Source organism: Ketobacter sp. MCCC 1A13808 (assembly GCF_009746715.1).
Classification (GTDB): Bacteria; Pseudomonadota; Gammaproteobacteria; order Pseudomonadales; family Ketobacteraceae; genus Ketobacter.
Window position 1 is genome coordinate 478,020 of the sequence record NZ_VRKW01000002.1, and the last position, 20,987, is coordinate 499,006.

General features: G+C 50.7%; 19 protein-coding genes. 13 read left to right on the forward strand and 6 right to left on the reverse strand.

Features of this window, described 5'->3' with window-relative positions; all coding sequences use genetic code 11:
- Positions 1-78: 78 nt before the first annotated feature.
- From FT643_RS06015 to FT643_RS06025, 3 genes are all read right to left on the reverse strand, one after another.
- Positions 79-1,695: a long-chain-fatty-acid--CoA ligase gene (locus FT643_RS06015; RefSeq protein ID WP_156870188.1), complete on the reverse strand. Its 1,617-nt coding sequence runs from the start codon at positions 1,693-1,695 to the stop codon at positions 79-81.
- Between the two features lie 192 nt (positions 1,696-1,887).
- The gene (locus tag FT643_RS06020; RefSeq protein ID WP_156870190.1) at positions 1,888-2,730 is read right to left on the reverse strand and encodes an SDR family NAD(P)-dependent oxidoreductase; all 843 of its coding nucleotides are present in this window, start codon (positions 2,728-2,730) and stop codon (positions 1,888-1,890) included.
- Entirely contained in the window at positions 2,727-4,244 is a 1,518-nt protein-coding gene (locus tag FT643_RS06025) for a flavin-containing monooxygenase (RefSeq protein WP_156870192.1), read from the reverse strand. The genes FT643_RS06020 and FT643_RS06025 overlap by 4 nt, the downstream gene beginning before the upstream one ends.
- A 160-nt stretch (positions 4,245-4,404) precedes the next feature.
- Here FT643_RS06025 and FT643_RS06030 point away from each other — a divergent pair, with 160 nt between their 5' ends.
- Complete coding sequence (locus tag FT643_RS06030) at positions 4,405-5,109, forward strand: TetR family transcriptional regulator (protein ID WP_156870194.1); 705 nt, start codon at positions 4,405-4,407, stop codon at positions 5,107-5,109.
- Between the two features lie 3 nt (positions 5,110-5,112).
- Here FT643_RS06030 and FT643_RS06035 read toward each other — a convergent pair whose 3' ends face one another.
- Entirely contained in the window at positions 5,113-5,889 is a 777-nt protein-coding gene (locus FT643_RS06035) for an alpha/beta fold hydrolase (RefSeq protein ID WP_156870196.1), read from the reverse strand.
- A gap of 260 nt (positions 5,890-6,149) precedes the next feature.
- Positions 6,150-6,995: a metal-dependent hydrolase gene (locus FT643_RS06040; protein WP_156870198.1), complete on the reverse strand. Its 846-nt coding sequence runs from the start codon at positions 6,993-6,995 to the stop codon at positions 6,150-6,152.
- 318 nt (positions 6,996-7,313) lie between these two features.
- Here FT643_RS06040 and FT643_RS06045 point away from each other — a divergent pair, with 318 nt between their 5' ends.
- From FT643_RS06045 to FT643_RS06080, 8 genes are all read left to right on the forward strand, one after another.
- Positions 7,314-8,504 carry a GGDEF domain-containing protein gene (locus FT643_RS06045; RefSeq protein ID WP_156870200.1) on the forward strand — a complete coding sequence of 397 codons (1,191 nt, stop codon included), beginning with the start codon at positions 7,314-7,316 and terminating at the stop codon, positions 8,502-8,504.
- A 162-nt stretch (positions 8,505-8,666) separates the two neighbouring features.
- Entirely contained in the window at positions 8,667-10,676 is a 2,010-nt protein-coding gene (locus FT643_RS06050; RefSeq protein ID WP_156870202.1) for a sensor domain-containing diguanylate cyclase, read from the forward strand.
- An 85-nt stretch (positions 10,677-10,761) separates the two neighbouring features.
- Positions 10,762-11,418, forward strand: coding sequence for a TetR/AcrR family transcriptional regulator (locus tag FT643_RS06055; RefSeq protein WP_156870204.1), 657 nt, complete (start codon positions 10,762-10,764; stop codon positions 11,416-11,418).
- Positions 11,415-13,082 carry an acyl-CoA dehydrogenase family protein gene (locus FT643_RS06060; protein ID WP_156870206.1) on the forward strand — a complete coding sequence of 556 codons (1,668 nt, stop codon included), beginning with the start codon at positions 11,415-11,417 and terminating at the stop codon, positions 13,080-13,082. Before FT643_RS06055 ends, FT643_RS06060 begins: the two co-directional genes overlap by 4 nt.
- Positions 13,083-13,107: 25 nt before the next feature.
- Positions 13,108-13,518, forward strand: coding sequence for a PaaI family thioesterase (locus FT643_RS06065; protein WP_156870208.1), 411 nt, complete (start codon positions 13,108-13,110; stop codon positions 13,516-13,518).
- Positions 13,519-13,744: 226 nt separating this feature from the next.
- Positions 13,745-14,227, forward strand: coding sequence for a DUF3015 domain-containing protein (locus tag FT643_RS06070; protein ID WP_156870210.1), 483 nt, complete (start codon positions 13,745-13,747; stop codon positions 14,225-14,227).
- A 116-nt stretch (positions 14,228-14,343) separates the two neighbouring features.
- Entirely contained in the window at positions 14,344-16,206 is a 1,863-nt protein-coding gene (locus tag FT643_RS06075; protein ID WP_156870212.1) for an Lnb N-terminal periplasmic domain-containing protein, read from the forward strand.
- A gap of 85 nt (positions 16,207-16,291) precedes the next feature.
- Positions 16,292-17,128: an alpha/beta hydrolase gene (locus tag FT643_RS06080; protein WP_198043354.1), complete on the forward strand. Its 837-nt coding sequence runs from the start codon at positions 16,292-16,294 to the stop codon at positions 17,126-17,128.
- Here FT643_RS06080 and FT643_RS06085 read toward each other — a convergent pair.
- Positions 17,049-17,693, reverse strand: coding sequence for an MBL fold metallo-hydrolase (locus FT643_RS06085; protein WP_156870216.1), 645 nt, complete (start codon positions 17,691-17,693; stop codon positions 17,049-17,051). The genes FT643_RS06080 and FT643_RS06085 overlap by 80 nt on opposite strands.
- A gap of 91 nt (positions 17,694-17,784) precedes the next feature.
- Here FT643_RS06085 and FT643_RS06090 point away from each other — a divergent pair, with 91 nt between their 5' ends.
- Genes FT643_RS06090 through FT643_RS06105 form a run of 4 tightly spaced genes read left to right on the forward strand, consistent with a single transcriptional unit; the run spans position 17,785 to position 20,983 of the window.
- Positions 17,785-18,378: a DUF4136 domain-containing protein gene (locus tag FT643_RS06090; RefSeq protein ID WP_156870218.1), complete on the forward strand. Its 594-nt coding sequence runs from the start codon at positions 17,785-17,787 to the stop codon at positions 18,376-18,378.
- Between the two features lie 37 nt (positions 18,379-18,415).
- Complete coding sequence (locus tag FT643_RS06095; protein ID WP_317621953.1) at positions 18,416-19,630, forward strand: M48 family metallopeptidase; 1,215 nt, start codon at positions 18,416-18,418, stop codon at positions 19,628-19,630.
- A complete protein-coding gene (locus tag FT643_RS06100; RefSeq protein WP_156870220.1) occupies positions 19,627-20,289 on the forward strand; it encodes a TIGR00266 family protein in 663 nt (220 codons plus the stop codon). The genes FT643_RS06095 and FT643_RS06100 overlap by 4 nt, the downstream gene beginning before the upstream one ends.
- A gap of 10 nt (positions 20,290-20,299) precedes the next feature.
- A complete protein-coding gene (locus FT643_RS06105) occupies positions 20,300-20,983 on the forward strand; it encodes a TIGR00266 family protein (RefSeq protein ID WP_156870222.1) in 684 nt (227 codons plus the stop codon).
- Positions 20,984-20,987: the final 4 nt, after the last annotated feature.

Below are 20,987 nucleotides of genomic sequence, written 5' to 3' on the forward strand. Positions count from 1 at the left end.
TTCAGATACTTACACGATGCGAGCTTGAATCTGCATTCCGTATCATCTTAACGTACACTAACGCCTGGCCATCGCTCCCTACTTCGTATAAACATCATGATACTGATCACGCAGGTCCCGTTTCAATAACTTACCGGTGGGCGTATGAGGCAGTTCTTCAACAAACAACACTTCATCTGGCATCCACCATTTCACAATTTTGTCCGAAAGAAACGCCAAAATCGATTCCTTGGTCAAATCTGCTCCCTGATCTTTAACCACCAGTAATAAAGGTCGCTCATCCCATTTCGGGTGAGGCACACCGACTACCGCGCACTCACTGATACCCTCATAGCCGATGGCAATGTTTTCTATATCAATTGAACTGATCCATTCACCACCGGATTTGATGACATCTTTGGCGCGGTCAACGATATTCATATATCCCTGCGCATCAATAGTCGCAACGTCGCCAGTATCGAACCAGCCATTATGCCAATCAGACTGATCATCGTTCTTGTAGTAGGCGCTGGCGACCCAGGGCCCACGAACCTGTAAACGACCAAAGGCTTTTCCATCATGGGGCAGTTCATTATCATCTGTGCCCACAATGCGGATTTCGATTCCGAAAATAGGACGCCCCTGTTTGGTTTGCAGTTGGTAACGTTCTTCCTGGGACAAGCCAGCCATGTACGAATTCATACTGTTCATAGTGCCCATCGGAGAAAGCTCGGTCATTCCCCAGGCGTGTATCACAAACGCATCGTGTTTTTCCTGAAACGCCTTGATCATTGACATTGGAGCAGCGGAGCCGCCAATGACAACTTCCTCCACCGTTGATAACGTCAGCTTTTCTTTCTCACAATATTGCAACAAACCAAGCCACACGGTTGGCACACCCAATAGCAGCGCCACATTTTCAGAATCGATTAATTCATACAACGAAGCACCGTCCATGCCTGCACCCGGCAAAACCAGAGTAGCACCACCGGCTGTAGCACCATAAGGTATGCCCCAGGCATTAACATGGAACATCGGCACCACAGGCAACACTACCGTTCGATTACAAACCCCGAGTGCGTCGTTGCTCACCGAGGCCAGCGCATGAATTACAGTAGAACGATGACTATAAAGCACGCCCTTCGGATTACCTGTGGTTCCCGATGTGTAACACAGCGTGGCCGCCATTTGCTCTTCGAGTTGTGGCCACTCGTATTCTTCACTGGCCGCTTCCAGCAGCTCTTCGTAACACAGCAAATCCAGCTTGGATTCCGGCATACTCTCTTTATCAACCATAAGCACAATATGCTTGAGTAGTGGCAGGTGATCTATAACTGCTTCAATCAAGGGCACAAACTGAATATCCAGAAACAGGACCGCATCTTCTGCGTGATTCAGAATATAAATTATTTGCTCCGGGAATAAGCGCGGGTTAACCGTATGCAAGATTGCGCCACTACCAGAAACGGCGAAATACAATTCGTAGTGTCGATGGGTATTCCAGGCTAATGTGGCGACACAGTCCTGCTGCTGGACGCCCAGGCGACTCAACACATTCGCGGTTTTGCGGGCACGCCGGGCGGCATCCGCGTAGGTATACCGGAAGACACCTCCTTCTGGCTTACGACTAATTATTTTACCATCGCTATGCACTTTCTCTGCATGACGTAAAATGGAAGCAATGGATAATGGGGTATCCATCATTAAACCGTTCATTGTGATCTCCTCGCACCGTTAATGTTTAAAAACTTCATTCTAATTTCAGCTATTTATTATGATTAAATTTTTACTGTTAATTTCTCGTTGCTTAGATTCTACCTTGCGGCTCCCTTAAAAAAACACTAATTTAATGGATTGGCCCCATAACGCAAAAACCCGGACAGTGCCCGGGCATCAGAACTAACTCGCTTAACGGCTTGCCAGCTTAAAGGAGGCGGTGACGACTTTCTGATAAATTACCGGCAGGGTACGTTGCATCATATCCAGCACTCTGGCATCAGGCCCGATCAACACCCGGCGTTTATTGGCAGAGACCGCAGACAATATAACCTTAGCCGCTTGTTCCGCGGTGGTCATAAACAATGCCTCAAAGCTGTCACGCATATTTTCAGCGCTGGCCGTGCCGGTCAGATTTTCCATGCTTTTTGTCATCCGCGCATTACGCGCTATGTTGGTTTTAATTCCGCCGGGATGAACACAGGTCGCCGAGACACCGCAGCTTTCAATATCCAGCTCCTGGCGTAGAGATTCTGTAAAACCACGGACGGCAAATTTTGACATGTTGTAACCACTTTGCGTGGGCTGGGCAAACAAACCGAATACACTGGAGATGTTGATCACATGACCCTCTTCGCCTGCTTGTTTAATATAAGGCAGGAAGGCTTTAGTGCCCTGTACGACACCCCACATATTAACACCGAGAATCCACTCGTAATCTTCATAACCCGTATCTTCTACCGTACCACCCAACGCGACCCCGGCATTATTGAATATAAGATTCACCTTACCGTGATCATGCACCACTTCATCGGCCCAGGCATGCATGGCTTTGCGATCCGCAACATCCAGTGTTCGGCTGGTGACCCTGACACCGGCTGCAGAAACCATCTGCACCGTTTCCGCCAGCCCTTTCTCGTCGACATCACTTAAGGCCAGATTGCATTTCCGCTTGGCAAGATCGACCGCCAATGCGCGACCGATTCCTGAAGCAGCACCGGTAATGGCCGCAACTTTGTTTTTATAGGATTTCATGCAGTAGCTCCTGATTGAATGGCCTGCGGCGCACTGTCATCTCGGTTAGCAATATAGGCAGCAGAGTCAAAATGGCGTGTTTGATTGCGGAATTGCCAGGTAAATCCGGGCCAGAGCGTTACATTTTTACCACTCACCGGGTGCAGATACCAGCTTTGGCAACCCCCATCATTCCATACTGAGCCGGATAATTTGCCTTGTATTTCCGCGTTAAAAGATTTTTGCGCAGCCGGTGCGACATCCACCCAGTTTACGTCGTTTTTAGCCATGTATTTCATCGCATCCAATACATAGGCCAATTGTGATTCAATCATATACACGATGGAATTGTGGCCCAAGCCGGTATTGGGTCCAACCAAAAAGAACAGGTTCGGAAATCCCGATACGGTGGTACCTTTATACGCTTCAGGCCCGTCAACCCAGGTATCCACCAGGTCGGTACCGTTGCGTCCGAAAATCATATCTTTCGGCACCGGATCATTGGCTTTAAAACCGGTTCCGAAAATAATCGCATCCACCTTACGTTCAACACCATCAACCGTAATCACGCTGTCTTCCGTAATTTCCTGAATACCGGTGGTGATAACATCCACATTAGTTTGATCGAGTGCCGGATAATATTCGTCCGACATCAGTATGCGTTTGCAACCGATGGTGTAGTCCGGCGTCACTTTTTTACGCAACTCCGGATCACTGATCTGGTTACGAATATGCTTTAGTGCCCAGCGTTTTGCCAACACCATCAAGCGTGGATTAACCGCTAAACCCAATACCCGGCTTTCCAACGACCAGTAAATTGAATCTCTTAACAGCCGTTGCGCAGCAGGAAAGCGCTTAAACAACAAACGTTCTGCCACATTCATGGCGCGGTCCGGTTTAGAAATAATCCAGGGTGGTGTGCGCTGGAACAAGGATACCTTACCGGCGCGACGCTGCAGCTCAGGCACAAACTGAATAGCGGAGGCGCCGGTGCCGATCACCGCAACGCTCTTTCCCTGCAATGAATACTGATGATCCCAATCCTGGGAGTGAAACATTTTACCTTTGAACTTCTCTTTACCGGGGATATTGGGATAGGCCGGTGTGGACAGCCCCCCAGCACCCATCACCAGCATGGTCGCTGTGTATTGCTTGCCGTTCTGATCAGTGATTTGCCATATCCCCCGCTGCTCGTTCCAACGGGCGTTATCCACCGCGCAGTTCAGTCTCACGTGAGGCAATACCTGATATTTATCCGCACAATGCTCCAGGTATTTTTTAATCTCCGGCTGAGGAGCAAACATGCGCGACCAGTTGGGATTGGGCGCAAAGGAAAATGAATACAGATGCGACGGTACGTCACAGGCGCAGCCGGGGTAATGGTTCACACGCCAAGTGCCACCGATACCGGATTCTTTTTCAAAAACAATGAAGTCGTCGTCGCCTTTCTGTTTTAACTTGATCGCCATACCCAATCCGGCAAAACCGGACCCGACTATGGCCACTTTGTGATGCTCAACCGTCTGCATGTTCATTTTGTCATCCTGCTTTTGAATTATTATTAAGCAAAGTGCGAGTTGCGTAGCAAGGTAGACACTTGTCTACCTTTGAACCAAAAGTATACAGTCGTATACTTCGCCGTCAATAGGCACTACAATTCGAAACACAAACAGCCCTATCAGCAGAATTGAAAACATGAGTCTCCCAAAGAACATCCTGGCAAATGGTAAGCGCTTACTTATGGATGCTGCCCTGACCCTGACCGCATCCACCCGCAGCCTGAACGCCCTCAGTTTGCGTGAATTGGCTCGGGAAGCCGGCTTGAACCCAAATACCTTTTACCGGCATTTCAAGGACTTTGATGAGCTTGGCCTGGCCATCATCAATGAGATGAGTTCAGAAATTCGCGAACCGTTACGCCAGTTACGCCGCCAGGCAGCCGAATCCGTGGTACCCGCAGGCACCGAGCAGGAATCCTGGGAACAGAACCCACAACTGAATCTGGCAAAATCCAGACTGGTGAATACGCAAACGGTTCGCCTGTTCTTCGATTACGTCGCCACCAATCCAAATGCATTCATTCTGGGCGTTAGGGAGCTGCATGGCGCGTCGCCGGTGTTACGCAAGGCGCTGCGGCAGGTAATGCAGGATTTTGCGCGGGATATGGCAGAAGACATTGAAGCGCTGGGTTTGATGCCAGCGGTGGAAAACAGCGTGCTGCTTTCCATTGCGGAAACGATTTCACGGGAAATGTTCCAGCTGTCGATGGATTACATCGAGCAACCGGAACGACGGGAGGAGATCTGCCGCAAAGCAGAACAAACCATTATTATGCTGTCCCTGGGTAGCGCCCTGTTACAAGGCTATAGCCCGCTTATGACGAAAGCCCTGTCCGACTAGCCTCTATCGCGTACCCCGCAATATTACCTGACTAACCCGTTCCGGGTTATCCCACATGGGCACGTGCCCACAGAAAGGTAAGCGCACCCAAAACGTGTTTGCGGGCGCTCTCGACTTATCCCGCGTGAATGCGGGAAATACGAAATCCAGGTCACCAAAGGCAATAGTACAAGGCACTGTAACGCGGCTGGCGCCCGCAAAAGGGGGTCTGAAAGCGTCGAAAACGGGATCGAAATGGCGGGACTCCGCAAACATGCGTGCAGAGCGTACCGCATCATCGACCGGCATTTTCCAGCCCTGCGCCGCGACTGCACCGGACATGATAAGGGTGCGCCCTAAGGCATTGTGTAACACCCGCTCCACCAGATCGGGCATTGCGTTGGTCGCTTTTCGCATCAGGTTGAACAGGGGCTCCAAGTGCGCAGGCCCTGTCTTTTTCCACAAACCCGCTGGCGAAATACACACAATACTGCGCGCCAGCCCCATTGAAGCTGCTTCGAGCGCAATGCGCCCTCCTAACGAATTGCCGACCAAATCCACGGGCTCTTTAATGCCCATTTCCTGCAGGCTTTGGCTCAGGCTGGCCGCCATTTCAGCCGCCCCCGGCTTACCTGTTTCAAGGCCGGGCGTGAGACCAAACCCGGGAATATCGAACGCAATTACCCTGCGCTCCACTGCTAAACGATCCATCACGGGTAGCCATGCGTCGCTATTCATGCCGATTCCATGCAGCAATACCAAGGGGCGTCCCTGCCCTTTTTCAATGTGATGCCAAATCATACTGCCCTCTCAGTGCGTTGAGTTGTGTAGTTATCTGCTTGCCTTATTAGCTATTTGTTATTGAGTTACGCGCTTTGTTATTTTTTTAATTCATTTGACTTAATTATGAATCGGCTAAATTTTAACACACTACGACAGGCTGTTCGATAGTGCAGATTAGGCAACGGATTATTGATCTATAAGGATATTAAAAACAGAAGAGTGCGTCCGGCACAGGACGCCGTCCGATATGGCAGGTAACGACATTCAACTGCGAGAACTTAAACTCGCTCTGGCTCCAGCTCGCGCAAGGTGTGCGCAGCCAACTCTGGAGAACCTTCGGAATGGGGGTGATAGTTCCAACGGAAATATCGCAGAAAAGCTTTAAACAAAAGCCCCAGACCAGGCAGATACCCGAGTTTGGCAGCCCGCCGGTAGGCTTTAAAACCGTAGCGCTGCGGCCCTGACTTGTCCTGACTGATAAATACTTGGGTGCCGCGCTTCCAGGTCAGCAGAATCAAGAACATGACCGGAACCGTCATCAGTATCCGCAATACATTACTACCACCGATGGCGACGTAAACATCGTGAGCAACAGTACGGTGCTCAACTTCTTCAGCTCCGTGCCACTTAAGCAGGTCCACCATTTGCTGATTCGCGCCTAACGCTTCCAGCTCAGTATTGTTGATCATCCAAGTGCCCAGAACACAAGTCACGTGCTCCACTGCTGCCACAATACTCAGCCGGAAACGCAACCAGCGTAAAGCTTGCTTGCCGGTTACTTCAAAGCGACCGAACACTTTTTCCCCCAACAGCCGCCCAAAGATACCGTTAAGGCGCGCTTTAGACTCAGAAAAATCCCACCCATTCGCTTCATAAACCGCTAATGCATCACGGTGGCCGCGCGCATGGGCTCCCTCCTGACCGATAAAGCCTTTCACCTGCGTTCGCAGTGCTTCGTCTTTGATATGGGGCAAAGTGAGGTTGAATATTCGGCAAAACCAAAGCTCTCCCGGCGGCAACACCAGGTGAGTCACGTTAAGCGCATAACTGGAGAATTTTTCCCCGGGAATCCAGATCAGCTCCGGACTACTCCAATCGGCATTAAAAGATCGCACGGTAAGCATACTATCCACCTTTGTATTTGTTTTACTGGTGATTAACGGCCATCTGAAAACAGATGATTTCAGATGGCCGTTAATCTAAGGTGATCTATCTTTCCCGCCAATGTACGGTTAGGCTAAATTGTGGGTTATGGCCAATTCAATGCGATTAATGTCCTTTAAATGCTACTGCATGGCCTAATCCAACTATTAATAGCACTAATCGTCGCATCAAAAAGCGGAAATCTATTCCATTACGTTATAAACAACTCGTTAACCGCACCACAACCCGCACTCAATTGTTGATATAATTTTCACAGTCTTCTTTGATGTAACAAGCCAATGCCGGAGTTTAACCAAGACCTTCAAAAGTATAATCGCCAACTCAAGAAAGGTTTTAACGGGTTACGTTTTAATGCCGGCCTGGAAGCGGAGTTCCGTACTTTTTTCTATGCACGCAACGTAGTAAAGCAACGCGGCGCCATTATTGTCGGTATTATCTTACTACTGGGGCTAGTTCCGATCGATCTGCGCCTGATCGACGGCGAAGCAGCTCATTTTTATCTATTGATTAGGGTATGGATCACGGTCCCCCTTTTGCTGGTGGCACTGGCATTTACTTTCCGCACCTCTCAGCAACATTACTTTTCCCTATTCAGTTTTTTCATCATTATCTTCATCGGAATCACGACCAATATACAAGTGGTCTATACCATGGGGTTAGGCCAGTTTGCTGCTTATGAAGGCTTAATGCTGATTATAATGGTGGCGTTTTTTCTGGGCGGTATGCTATTTAGACAGTCACTGGCCTGCATTATCATCATCAGTCTCAGTTACCTGATAATGAGCGAACTCTACCTGAGCACGTCTAGCTACAGCTTTCACCGTTACTATTTTCTGTTTGCCACCTGCCTGATTGGCGGTGTCAGTGCCTATACCCTTGAGTATCAGCTTCGAATCAGCTATCTGCAACGCGGCGCTTTGCGCAGCCTGGCAAAAACCGATCCACTGACCGGTCTGTATAACCGTGGCGCCATTGCTGACAAGTTAAATCACCTTGTTGAATACGGCCACCGTGAACAAAAACCCATTACGTTGTTGATGATTGATGTGGATTACTTTAAGAATTACAACGACTGCTATGGACATATCCAGGGGGATACGTGCCTGGTCAGCGTTGCCCAGGCCCTCATCAAAAACTGTAAGCGGCCGCTGGACTTCGCCGGTCGCTACGGCGGCGAGGAGTTCCTGATCATGTGGTTTGACGCGCAACCGAATGAAGCCAAAACCTTTGCAGAAAAAACCAAAGCCACCCTGGATAGACTGAATATACCTCACGCAAACTCGGAGGTTGCCACTCATGTCACTATATCCGGCGGCATGATAACCGGTGTGCCCGATCGTCCGGATATACAGGCGGCGATTCTGCATCAGGCCGACCAATGCCTTTACCGCGCAAAAGAAAGTGGAAGAAACCGCATTATTATTCAAGAGGTTGGCGAGGATCACAGTATTTCTTCAGTGGTCAAATAGAGCCCTTGCCGTTCGCTTCCCAAGACTAACCTATTGTAACGACTTACGTTCATGCGTTCTCTTTTGTCAACAAATGCATTTATAGAACTATCCCTCTGACAACGGTCTACACTTTAAATAATACCCCGATTTGCCGGTCTCCTAAGCTAGTAGGCACTCGTATTGAACGTACTATTTATTAGTAGTAAGCGCGTATTCAGCGCTTGGATCATTATACTGTTCACGTCTGTGTTCGGACTGAATAGTCCTTTGGCCTGGGCGGAGCCCATACTGCCCCTCACGGCAACAACCGATCACCTCAACCTGATGCCGTACCTATCCGTACTCCCTGATCCCCGGCATGATTATTCTATTGAGGAAATCACACGAACCCAGAATCAGATTCCATGGCAAGCCAGTAAACACGGTAACGACAACATTAATTTTGGATACACTAGTGATGTGTATTGGTTTCGCTTAAAAATTCACAACACAACCACCGAAAAACAGCATACCAATATTGAAATCGGCTATCCGGTGCTGGATTACCTGGATGTGTTTATTGATCACCCCAACCAGGAAATTCAACTACTGGAGCTAGGCGACAAACGCGCATTCAACGATCGCCCGGTCTCCCATCGCAACTTTATCGTGCCATTGGATCAGGGCCCGGAGGAGCTGGTCACTCTCTATTTCAGAGTCGAAACCACCAGCTCGATGCAGGTGCCGATTCAGCTGTGGCGGGATAAAACGTTATTACAAAGTGCGCAATCCGATATGCTCGGACTGGGGCTGTATTTCGGCACCATGGGGGTTATGGTGTTGTACAACCTATTTGTCTTTTTCTCGGTACGCGAATCCAATTACTTATACTACGTTTGCTATGTGGCCAGCATTGCGCTGTTCTTTGCCAGCCTGAGTGGCGTGTCTTTCCAGTATCTGTGGCCGGAAAACACCTGGTGGAACGACCAAAGCATTGTCTTTTTCCTCGCCTGCGTGGTGATGTTCGCTGCCATGTTCACCATTCGATTTTTGCGCATCAGGGAAACCTTCCCCCGCCTGCAGCACCTTGCCAATATGGTTGTTTTTGTCAGCATACTCATCACCGCAGCCACTATTTTAGCCAGCTACTCCACCATGATCGCCGTGGTGATTGCGTGGGCCGTATTCGGTATTTCCCTGGCCATCAGCTTCGGTGTGTACCGCTGGATGGCCGGCGACTCCTCGGCAAAATACTATTGCATATCCTGGTTTACCTTACTCATCGGCGGCGTTATTCTGGCTCTTAATAAATTTGATGTGCTGCCGCGTAACTTTCTGACCGAGCATGCAACCCAGTTTGGATCCGCCTTCGAAGTGATTCTGCTTTCTTTCGCATTGGCAGACCGCCTGAATGTTGAAAAGCGCCGCCGTTTTGAAGCGCAACTCAGTGCGCTGGAAAACGAGCGTGTAGCACGCCTGGCACAAGCGGAGGCCTTGCAACAGGAAAAAAACGCGCGGCGTGCGCAGGAGCAGGCCCTGATTCACGAACGGGATGCCCGGCACGCTCAAGCGGAAGCATTGGAATTCCAACGACAAGCGACCGAGACCCTCGAATACAAAGTACGGGAACGCACCCAGGAGCTGGAGGTGGCCAATCAGCGTTTGGAGGAGCTGACCTATACCGATGGTTTAACCGGTATCCGCAACCGGCGCTATCTAAATCGCGCACTGGAGCGGGAATTCACTCGCTCACGGCGGGAAAAGCTGCCATTAGCGGCGATTATTGTCGATATTGATCACTTCAAACAATTCAACGATACCCACGGCCATTTGGCCGGCGATGACTGCCTGCGCATAATAGCCAAAGCTATTGAGAGTTGTGCATTACGGGAAAACGACGTGGTCGCCCGTTACGGGGGCGAAGAGTTCATGGTTCTGTTACCCAACACCGACGAAGCCGGTGTGATGCTGGTAGCGGAACAGATCCGCATTGACATCAAAAACGTTCAATTTGATATTGATTCAACACCGGTAACGGTGACCGCTAGCCTGGGCGCCACAGCCTGCATTCCGGGGCAGACACACAACATCGAAAGCTTTATCACCGCTGCAGATGAGGCACTGTATATATCGAAAAAGAGCGGTCGCAACCAAATCAAATTCCGTGCTCCCGAGCTCGCCTCCCCCGGATCATTGCGCTCAAACGGTTAACAAGCGCCTTCCCCCATCCCAGATCTTGACCCATTTCGCCCATCGTGGTTAACTGGCCTCAAAGAAATGAATCCGGATTCACTTTATGGCATATCGGGCTACCCGTCGCACCGAAACACGCAAGGCCGAAATTCGTGCACGAATTTTGCGTCAAGCCCGGCAACTGATCATCGAAACCGGATTCAGGGGATTGACGATTGCCGCCGTGGCCGCCCGATCAGAAATTGCCACCGGCACGGTCTATCGATATTTTTCAAACAAGGCCGATTTGTGTGTCGCGGTTTTTGAGCTGGCAACGGAACATGAAATAGACGCGGTTGTGCTGGCCAGCCAACAGGGTGACAGCACACTGGAGCAATTGACAGGGTCACTAACCACTTTCGCCCGGCGGGCGTTGCGCAACCCGACCTTAGCTTATGCGCTGATTGCTGAACCGGTTGGCCCCGAGCTGGAAGAAACCCGTCTGCGATACCGTTCGTTATGGGCTGACACTTTTGCCACGCTTTTGGAAAAAGGAAAAGACCAGCGCATCTTCTATTCCCAGCCCACCTATTTGAGTGCGGCGGCACTGGTTGGCGCCATGGCGGAAACCATCGTAATTTCCAGTACGCAACAGATTAACCGAAATCATCCCAATTCAAATCACGCCAATTCACAACGCAAGCTGTCCCAAACCGAACTGTGCAATCACATTGTCAACTTCTGTTTGCGCGCAGTGGTTAAAACCGAGGTGCTTATATGAACCATCCCATGGCCGATACCATGCAAGCCACAACCCACGTTGTCGAAAATCAGTCAGGCCCACTGGAAAACTACAACCAGTATCTATCGGATGTAGCACTACAAGATGCCATCAAAAGAGAAGGAGCAGCGCATTTTGAACCGGAATTAACCGCTTTTGGTCAGCTCACCGGCTCCGCTGAAGTCATTAAATGGGGGTTTCAGGCCAACAAAGTGAAACCGGAATTTCGCAGCCACGACCGTTTTGGAAATCGTGTGGATGAAATTGATTTTCATCCTGCGTACCACAAGTTAATGGAAACAGCGATCGTCAATGGAATCCATTCCATTCCCTGGACCGATACCCGGCCCGGCAAGAATATTTTCCGTGCGGGCATGTCGTATTTGCAATTTCAGGTTGAGGCAGGACACGGATGTCCGGTCACCATGACCTTTGCCGCCGTCCCGGCCATCCGCAAACAACCCGATCTGGCAGCAATTTGGGAACCCCTCATTACCCGTCGCGTTTATGACCCACGCAATGTCCCGGTTGAGCAAAAGCAGGGGGTCACTATTGGTATGGCCATGACAGAAAAACAAGGCGGTTCCGATGTGCGCACGAACTCGACCCGCGCTTATCCGGTGGAGCATCGAGGCGCTGGCCGGATCTATGAACTGGTCGGACATAAATATTTTGTGTCGGCTCCAATGTGTGATGCCTTTTTAGTGTTGGCTCAAACGGAGGGCGGCATTTCCTGCTTCCTGGTGCCGCGCTGGCGACCCGACGGTTCTAAAAACCCCCTGCAGCTGCAGCAGCTAAAAAACAAAATGGGCAATGTATCCAACGCCTCATCGGAAACAGAATTGCGCGGCGCGATGGGCTGGATGATCGGTGATGAAGGCCGTGGAATTGCAAATATCCTGGAAATGGTGGCGTTAACCCGGTTCGATTGCATGATCGGGTCTGCCGCGGGTATGCGGCAGGCCATGGCACAAATACTTCATCATTGCCGCCATCGCAGCGCGTTCGGTAAAAAATTATTTGACCAGCCATTAATGCAAAACGTACTGGCGGACTTGTCGCTGGAAAGCGAAGCCGCCATGGCGCTGACCTTACGCGTTGCCCGTGCCATGGATACCCCGGACGACGAACAGGAACAATTGCTGGTCCGCATCGGTACCGCCATCGGTAAATACTGGATTTGCAAACGCACCCCCGGACACGCTTACGAAGCCATGGAGTGCATCGGCGGCATGGGGGTTATGGAGGATGGCATAATGCCACGCCTATACCGCGAAGCACCAATCAACGCGATCTGGGAAGGCAGCGGTAATGTGCAATGCCTGGATACGTTGCGCGCGATGAGCCGTACGCCGGGTAGTCTGGAAGCCCTGTTTACGGAAATAGATGAAGCCAAAGGGTTAAATAGCGATTTCGATCGCTTTGTCATGCGGGCAAAAAAGAATATTAGTGATGTTGCCGACATTGAATACCGGGCGCGCGGTCTGGTGGAACAATTGGCGTTAGCCTGGCAAGCCAGCATACTGTTACGCACCGACAATGAGCACATCGGCAATGCCTTCTGCGCGGCGCGACTGCAACAGGATTCACAACAAATGTACGGCACGATTCCGCGAGGCGTCGATTGCGAAGCTATTATTCAGCGGGCACAACCCCAATACTAATCCCTCCGAAACAGAAGGTGTAATTATGGGTTCAGCACTGACGGCTCAACAAGTTCAACACTACCTGGCGGACATTTTTCCTCAATTCGACGCCCGCGTTATTTCTGTTTCAGACAGCGCAGCCGTGGTTGAGCAGGAAACCGATGAGCGGCACCTGAGGCCCGGCGGCACGGTCTCTGGCCCGACCATGATGGCGCTGGCGGATGCGGCTATGTACGTCGCCATTCTGGGAAATCTAGGCAAAATCGCCCTCGCTGTGACTACAAATCTGAACATCAACTTCTATCGCAAGCCGTCACCAGGCAGACTTCGGGCCGAAGCGCGAATCCTTAAAATGGGGGCAAGACTGGCAGTAGGTGATGTTCTTTTGTACAGCGAAGGGTCGAAAGACTCGGTGGCTCATGTCACTCTTACTTACTCTATCCCGCCTCAATAGCATCCAAAGATACCTGTTTACATAATCGCCCGTTTCCCTCACTATCTTTACCGACGTTGTTTCTGATGCGGTTCCGAATGGATATCGAAGCAATCTGTAATCAGTTATCCGGTGCAATATCGTGATTGTTATTGCAAATTACCGGATAGAAAACTAAATTTAATAGCAGGATCAAGAACTGAGTAATTAAACAGTTCCATGGAAAACAATGCGGAGAACAGAAATCATGAAAAAACTTTTAGTCGGTGCATTACTTTTAGGCTCCACGTCCCTGGCCATGGCAGAAGCGCCCGGCGGACCCGATTGCGGCTGGGGCAACATGTTATTTGAAGGACAAAGCGGACTTGGCCCACACTTCCTGGCTTCATGGACCAACGGAACTACCGGCAACGCCACCTTCGGCATGACATCTGGCACCAACGGCTGTTCATCCAATGGCACCCTGACTTACGGCGGCAAAGCATTAGTCGATCTTTCCAAAGTCATGGACGAGTTTGTTGCTGATGCTGCTCAAGGTGAAGGTGAAGCCATGACTGCAGTTGCAGTTTCCATGGGCATAGCACCAGAAGATCGCAACCACTTCGCAGCAGCCATTAACTCAAACTTTGATACCATCTTCGTATCAGCAGATTCCACTGCAGAAGACGTTTATAAAAACATACTGTCTGTTATGAAATCTGACGATCGTTTATCTAAATACGTCGCCTGATCGGTTCTATCAATCCAGATTAGTTAAATTGCGCGGGGGCCGTATGTGCCCCCGCCACCGTAGCTGCCTTCTATTCAGCTGATCTAACCTGTCTAATTTCCCAGAATTTACTTTCCATGAACGTAGTTCCGCATCTTGTTGTTGCTCTTGCGTTATTCGTGCCCTTCACTGCAGTTAACTCCGCGCCGGAAGCGGATAAACTTCAAGCCGTTTCCCGTTCCACGGTATGGCAGCGGCTGATGCACTATAGCATCAGCGAACATGGCCACTCGGCCAAAAGTCAGGTAGATGATGCCGATTTTTTTCTGGCAGAAGACGGCCGCACCAACCCACAGCACGAACTCAGCGCAACACTTGAGGCCTTTTATTTTGCAGTTTCCGATCCGGATCAGCATGCCATTTGCCGCTATCCCTCCAGATGGAAATTCCTTAGTGCTCAATTTGATCTGGCTGAGCCCCCCCTCTCACCAGCCGACTGTCCCGAGTTCTCGCAATGGTTAGCGGCGATGGATCCACACAGTGTGAGCCTGGTGCTGGCTTCGTCTTATCTCAATAGCCCATCTTCGATGTTCGGTCATACATTTTTAAGAGTGGATCCGGCCAATGTAGAACAAGGCTCGAAATGGCTCTCTTATGCGGTGAATTTCGGTGCCGAGCTGAATGCTCAGGACAACTCCATTTTATATGCATATAAAGGTTTATTCGGAGGCTATCCGGGCTTTTTCAGCATTATTCCCTACTATGAAAAAATCCAGGAATACAGCCACATTGAAAACCGCGACCTGTGGGAATATAACTTGAATCTGAATCCGCAGGAAACCCGAGACCTTGTCTCTCACTTGTGGGAGCTGCGTGATATTGAATTCGATTATTACTTTTTTGATGAAAACTGTTCTTATCGTTTGTTGGAATTATTGGAATTCGCCCGACCCACCACTGAGCTGACAAAAGATTTCAGCTATCGAGCTATTCCGATCGATACCATACGCTCAGTCCTGAATGGAGATTTGGTCGATACGGTAGATTATCGACCCTCGTCTTCAACCGAGATTGAATATCGGATCAGCTTGCTCGACCAAGAACAGCAGGCGCTGGCATGGCAAATTGCACACAAAAACGCCTCGCTCGAAAGCCCGCAATTAACCGCATTGCCGGCTCAGGAGCAAGCGGGGGTATTGCAACTGGCCTATAAGCATTTACGGTATCTGCAACTGGAGAACCCCCGAAATCAAGTAGCGGCCCAATATAGCCTGGACCTGTTGCGCGAACTCAGTCGGCTACCGGACAAGAAGGCTTCCCACCCCCCTACCCCGGAAGTTTCCCCTGACCAGGGCCATAAAACGTTTCTTCTCGGTTTGACCGGCGGCGAATCTATGGACACTGGTTTTCTGGATCTTCGGGTTCGTCTCAGTTATCACGACCTGGCAGACAATCGCGCCGGCTATCTGGATGGGGCCGCCATCAATCTGGGTGAATTGCGTTTGCGAAAGTCCAAAGACGATGGTTTGCAAATTGAAGACCTGAGTTTTGTCGATATAAATTCACACTCTCCCCGTAACCGATTTTTTAATCCAATCACCTGGCGCGTCCAGTTAGGCATGCAACGGCAATATTCCCCCAACGATGATTTTCTTACTACGCAGGCCCATGGTGGTGCTGGGTTAACCTACCAAATAGCGCAGCCGGTACTGGTATATGGCCTGGCCATGGGGCGAGTTGAATTTAATGAATTACTCGATACCAAATTGGTAGTCGCGGCAGGTGCGCTGGCAGGCGGCTTGGCCTATCTACCATTCGGCACGCTGCAACTGGAAAGCCAGTACTACCAATTCAGCGATGGCAAAGATCGCCACGCCACCCGCTTGATTCAGAATCTACCTCTGGGACAAAATAGCGCTCTACGCTTTTCAGCCAGCCACAACAAACAAGTGGAAACGGATTTTGATGAATTCAGTCTGGAGTTTCGTTATTACCTGTAACAGGCCCCTCAACACACTGCTACTACTCACTTCTGTTATGTTTTTGAACGGTTGCACTCAGTATTTTTTCTACCCGGATAAAAGAATGGTGAGAACACCTGCGGACATCGGATTGTCTTATCAGGACGTTGAACTGAACGCACGAGATCAAACCAAGTTGCATGGCTGGTTACTGAAAACCGAGTCCCTTTCCCCTAAAGGTATGGTGTTTTTTCTGCATGGCAACGCAGAAAATATCAGCACGCATATTGCCAGTGTCTATTGGTTGCCACAGTACGGCTACGATGTATTTATGCTGGACTACCGGGGCTATGGCCAATCTCAGGGCAAACCGGATCTGCCGCAGGTTTTTATGGACGTAGAGGCTGGCTATCGTTGGGTCAGCGATTATGCGCAAGAGCGTAATCTGGATCTGTTTGTGCTGGGGCAAAGCCTGGGAGCGGCCATCAGTAGCTATTATTTCGCGGAAAAAAACACAACGCCGGAACGCGTAAAAGGCGTGATACTGGATGCGGTATTCAGCGGGCATCGGGACATCGCAAAGGCGATGCTGAGCCGTCACTGGCTGACTTGGCCGGCCCAGTTTGCCGTTGCACCACTGTTACCGACGCAATACAACCCCGCAGACCATGTTGCGCAGATCAGTCCAACCCCGCTGTTGATACTACACAGCCCCGAGGACCAGGTTATTCCTTTTACACAGGGACAGACGGTATATCAACAGGCGCAGCAACCCAAATATTGGGTGAGCACGAAGGGCCCTCACATCACCACCTTTAATTTCCCGGCGTATCAGCAGCTGTTATTACGCTTTCTGGCTGAGCCCGGCGTTGATCCCCAGACTAGCCCCACTGACCACCGACAAACGGATTCGACTTCTTCTCCTCTCCAAACGTCGACATCGGCCCATGCCCCGGAATAAATTTCACCTCATCTCCCAAAGGAAAGAGCTTTTCCTTAATAGAGCGAATCAACGTTGGGTGATCGCCACCGGGAAAATCCGTACGCCCGATTGAGCCGTTAAACAGCACATCCCCAACAATAGCCAATTTGCTGTCGGGATCAAAAAACACCAAATGGCCCGGGGTATGGCCGGGACAATGCAGCACGCTCAACGTTACGTTTCCCACCTGAACGGACTCTCCGTCTGTTAGCCACTGATCCGGCGTGAAAATGCGGGCTTCTTTAAAACCGAACATTTTGCCTTGCTCCGGTAGCCCTTTAATCCAGTAATCATCCCCGGTATGGGGACCGACGATGGGCAAGGTGTGCTCATCTGACAAATCCGCAGTAGCGCCGGCATGATCAATATGGGCGTGAGTCAGCAGAATTTTCTTTAACGTGACGCCGGTTTCCTTCACTACCGCATAAATTCTGTCCAGATCACCACCGGGGTCCACCACCGCAGCCTGCAGCGTTTCAGTACACCAGATCAGGGAACAGTTCTGCGCAAAGGGAGTCACAGGAATAATTCGGTAATTCAGCATGGGTTCACCTTTTACAACGACAACAACTATCGGATATGAATTTGTTTGCTATGATAGCATTTTTTACCCATTCGGTTCCCTGAGGATCAAAATGAAACAACACGTTCTGCGACTTGCTGCCCCCCTCCTGGCTTTAAATCTATTAGCCTGTACCCAAGTTGAAGTGGAAGAACCTGAAGCAGTGAAACCTTTGCGCCAAGCCTCGGTGGTGTCCACCAGTTCTTCGACATTCCATCCGCGGGCCGGAGACACCGTATCATGGGCCGACGGCATTTCGGTGCAAGCTCCCGACGGCATCGATGTGGATGAGAAGTTGATCGAGTTACTGCGTTCGGATATTGACAGCGAAGTAGTTGCACGGGGTTATAAATTTGCTCCGCAGGGAAGTAAACCGACCTATTTGCTGCACGGCGTAATGGTGCTGGGCAATGAACTCAATGAAACACAACTGCGAGACATACTCGGTTTTGAGCCGGGGCTGGTGATCCGCGACCAGAATTATCAGAAAGGTAGTCTACTCTTACTGTTAGTAAATCCTATAACCACCATCACCGAATGGCGCTCCGTAGTCCAGGTGCTAACCTCTGCCGAGCTTACCGAGAAAGAGAACGAAGCACGTCTGGCGTATGTTGTTCACAGTTTATTACGCCCGCTGCCGGTGCCGGAAGGTGCGGTGCAGCAATAAATTTTACTTTCAGTCACCATAAGAACAGGAAGGTTCGGTGCAGCCGGGACAAATCCGGGACAGCACACACATTATGGCCAGCTCCGACACATACGCAGCCCATGCGTTTCATCATTCGTTTGACAAAGAACGCGCCTCCGGTGCAATCACACTGACTGATGTTCACGTTCAGTTTCACAACGACCAGGGGCAGGTCCGCTTCCCGGTTAGCGGCACCCAATTCTCCCTCGGTGGCGCCAGTGACCGGCTTTTATTTATCCGTCATCCATCTGAACCGGACTGGAACATATACACCAGTGATCTGAGCATACTGAAGCATCCTGCACTGCAAAACGATGTCCAAATTCAACGCAGGGTGCAGCAGATCAAGAACAAACGCAGGTTCACCTGGGGTGTATTTGCCTCGGTTGTGATGGTGTTAGTGGCGATACCTCTGCTGGTGGTGTTATTTATGGATAGCCTTACCGGCCCCCTAGCCCGCCATGTACCACCGGAATGGGAGCAAAAACTCGGTGAAACCGCCTTCGCCCAATATCAAATGGGGCAGGATTTTCTTAAACAAGAGGAATCCGATCAGCTGCTCGACCCGCTGCTGCAACCACTATTGCAACAACTGCAGGACGAACGCTATCCATTTCAGTTTTATATCAGCAGTGATGACGCAGTAAATGCGTTTGCCTTACCCGGCGGTATTGTCGTGATCAACAGCGGCTTGATTCTGAAAGCCGATAGCGCCGATGAGTTACTCGGCGTGGTGGCTCATGAGATTTCCCATGTCACGGAACAGCACAGCGTGCGCAACATAATGGGGACCGCTGGCGTTTATCTCACCATTAACGCGATGCTCGGGGATATGAGCGGGCTCCTGGCGATGGTCGCCAATGCCGCACCCTATCTGATCAACCAAAGTTATTCCCGTGGTTTTGAAACCCAGGCGGATGAAAAAGGTCTGGCATTGTTATATCGCGCCCAGATCGAGCCCGAAGGCCTAGTCACTTTTTTTGAAAAGTTGCGTGAGCAGGAGCAGAAGCAATTGGATAAAGTCGCCGGTGAAGACAACCGCGAATCCATTGAAAGTACATTGCAATTTCTCAGCACGCATCCTGCAACCGAAGACCGCATCGACCATCTGCAAGAGCAAATAAACGAATTGCCCCATCAAAATACGCTGGATCTGAGCCTCCCGTTCACTACGCTGCAGGAACGGGTGAAACGCTTTGTCGCCAAAGAAGACGAGGAACCCGAAACATGAAAACAGAAATAAAGGGCGGAGTCGCTTTTTCCTACCTGGACGTTGAACTGGAACCAGGTGAGTCCATCACCACTGAATCCGATGCCATGTCCAGCATGGATGCGGACATCGAACTGCGTTCACGTTTTAACGGCGGCTTTTTTATCGGCCTGTTACGTAAGTTTCTGGGGGGTGAGACCCTGTTTATCAATGATTTCACCAATTCGACCCAAGGCCCGCGCCGCATGACAGTGGTGCAACCCACCCCCGGCCAGGTCAGACAAGTCGATCTGAACAATGAAACCCTGTATATGCAGCCCGGCGCCTTTCTCGCTTGCAGCGGAGACGTCAAGGTCGGTGTGGCCTTCGCCGGGTTTATTTCCTGGATTGCCCGTGAAGGGTTGTTTCGCATCGCCGTCAGCGGCAGTGGCACAGTGTGGTATGGCGCGTTCGGCGCGTTGCTGGAACGAGAGGTAGACGGTGAATTCATCGTCGATACCAGTCACCTGGTGGCATACGAACCGGGGATCAAGCTCAAGCTGCAATTGGCCGGCGGCATTTTTTCCAGCCTGTTTGGCGGCGAAGGTCTGGTCACCCGTGTGGTGGGCAAAGGTAAAATTGTTATTCAATCTCGCAGCATTTCCGGCATCGCCAGCTGGATTAATCCACGACTGCCCTAAGGATCGGAATATGAAGATCGAATTAATCAACCGGCCTGGCAATACTGCGGCCAAAGTCACGTTGCAAAACGGTGAGATCTGCACCGCTGAGTCCGGCGCCATGATCGCAATGAGCGGCAACATGAACATCACCACCACCACCCACAAAAAAGGCAGCGGCGGCCTGATGAAAGCCATCAAGCGGATGGTCGCCGGTGAATCCCTTTTCCTGAATCACTTCGAAACCCAGCAGGGTGATGGCGAAATCTGGTTCGGGACTTCCCTGGCCGGGGATATGGAGGTGATGGAACTGGATCAGGAAAACCTCATCGTCCAGGGCAGCTCCTTTTTAGCTTGCGAACACGGAGTGGATATCGACCTGGGCTGGCAAGGCTTCAAATCCGTCTTTTCCGGCGAACGGGTGTTCTGGCTGAACCTGAAAGGCAGCGGCAAAGTGGTGGTATCTTCCTTCGGCGCGATCTACCCGGTGCAAGTGGATGGCGATTACATTGTTGATACCGGCCACATCGTTGCCTTCAATGAAAGCCTCGATTTTAGCATCACCAAAGCCGGTTCCAGTTGGTTCCACTCGTTTCTGGGTGGCGAAGGCCTGGTTTGCCGCTTTCACGGTAAAGGCACGGTTTGGTGCCAATCACACAACCCCATCAGTTTCGGACAGGCCATGAGCAGCGGTCTGCGCCCACGCCGGGCATAGGAGA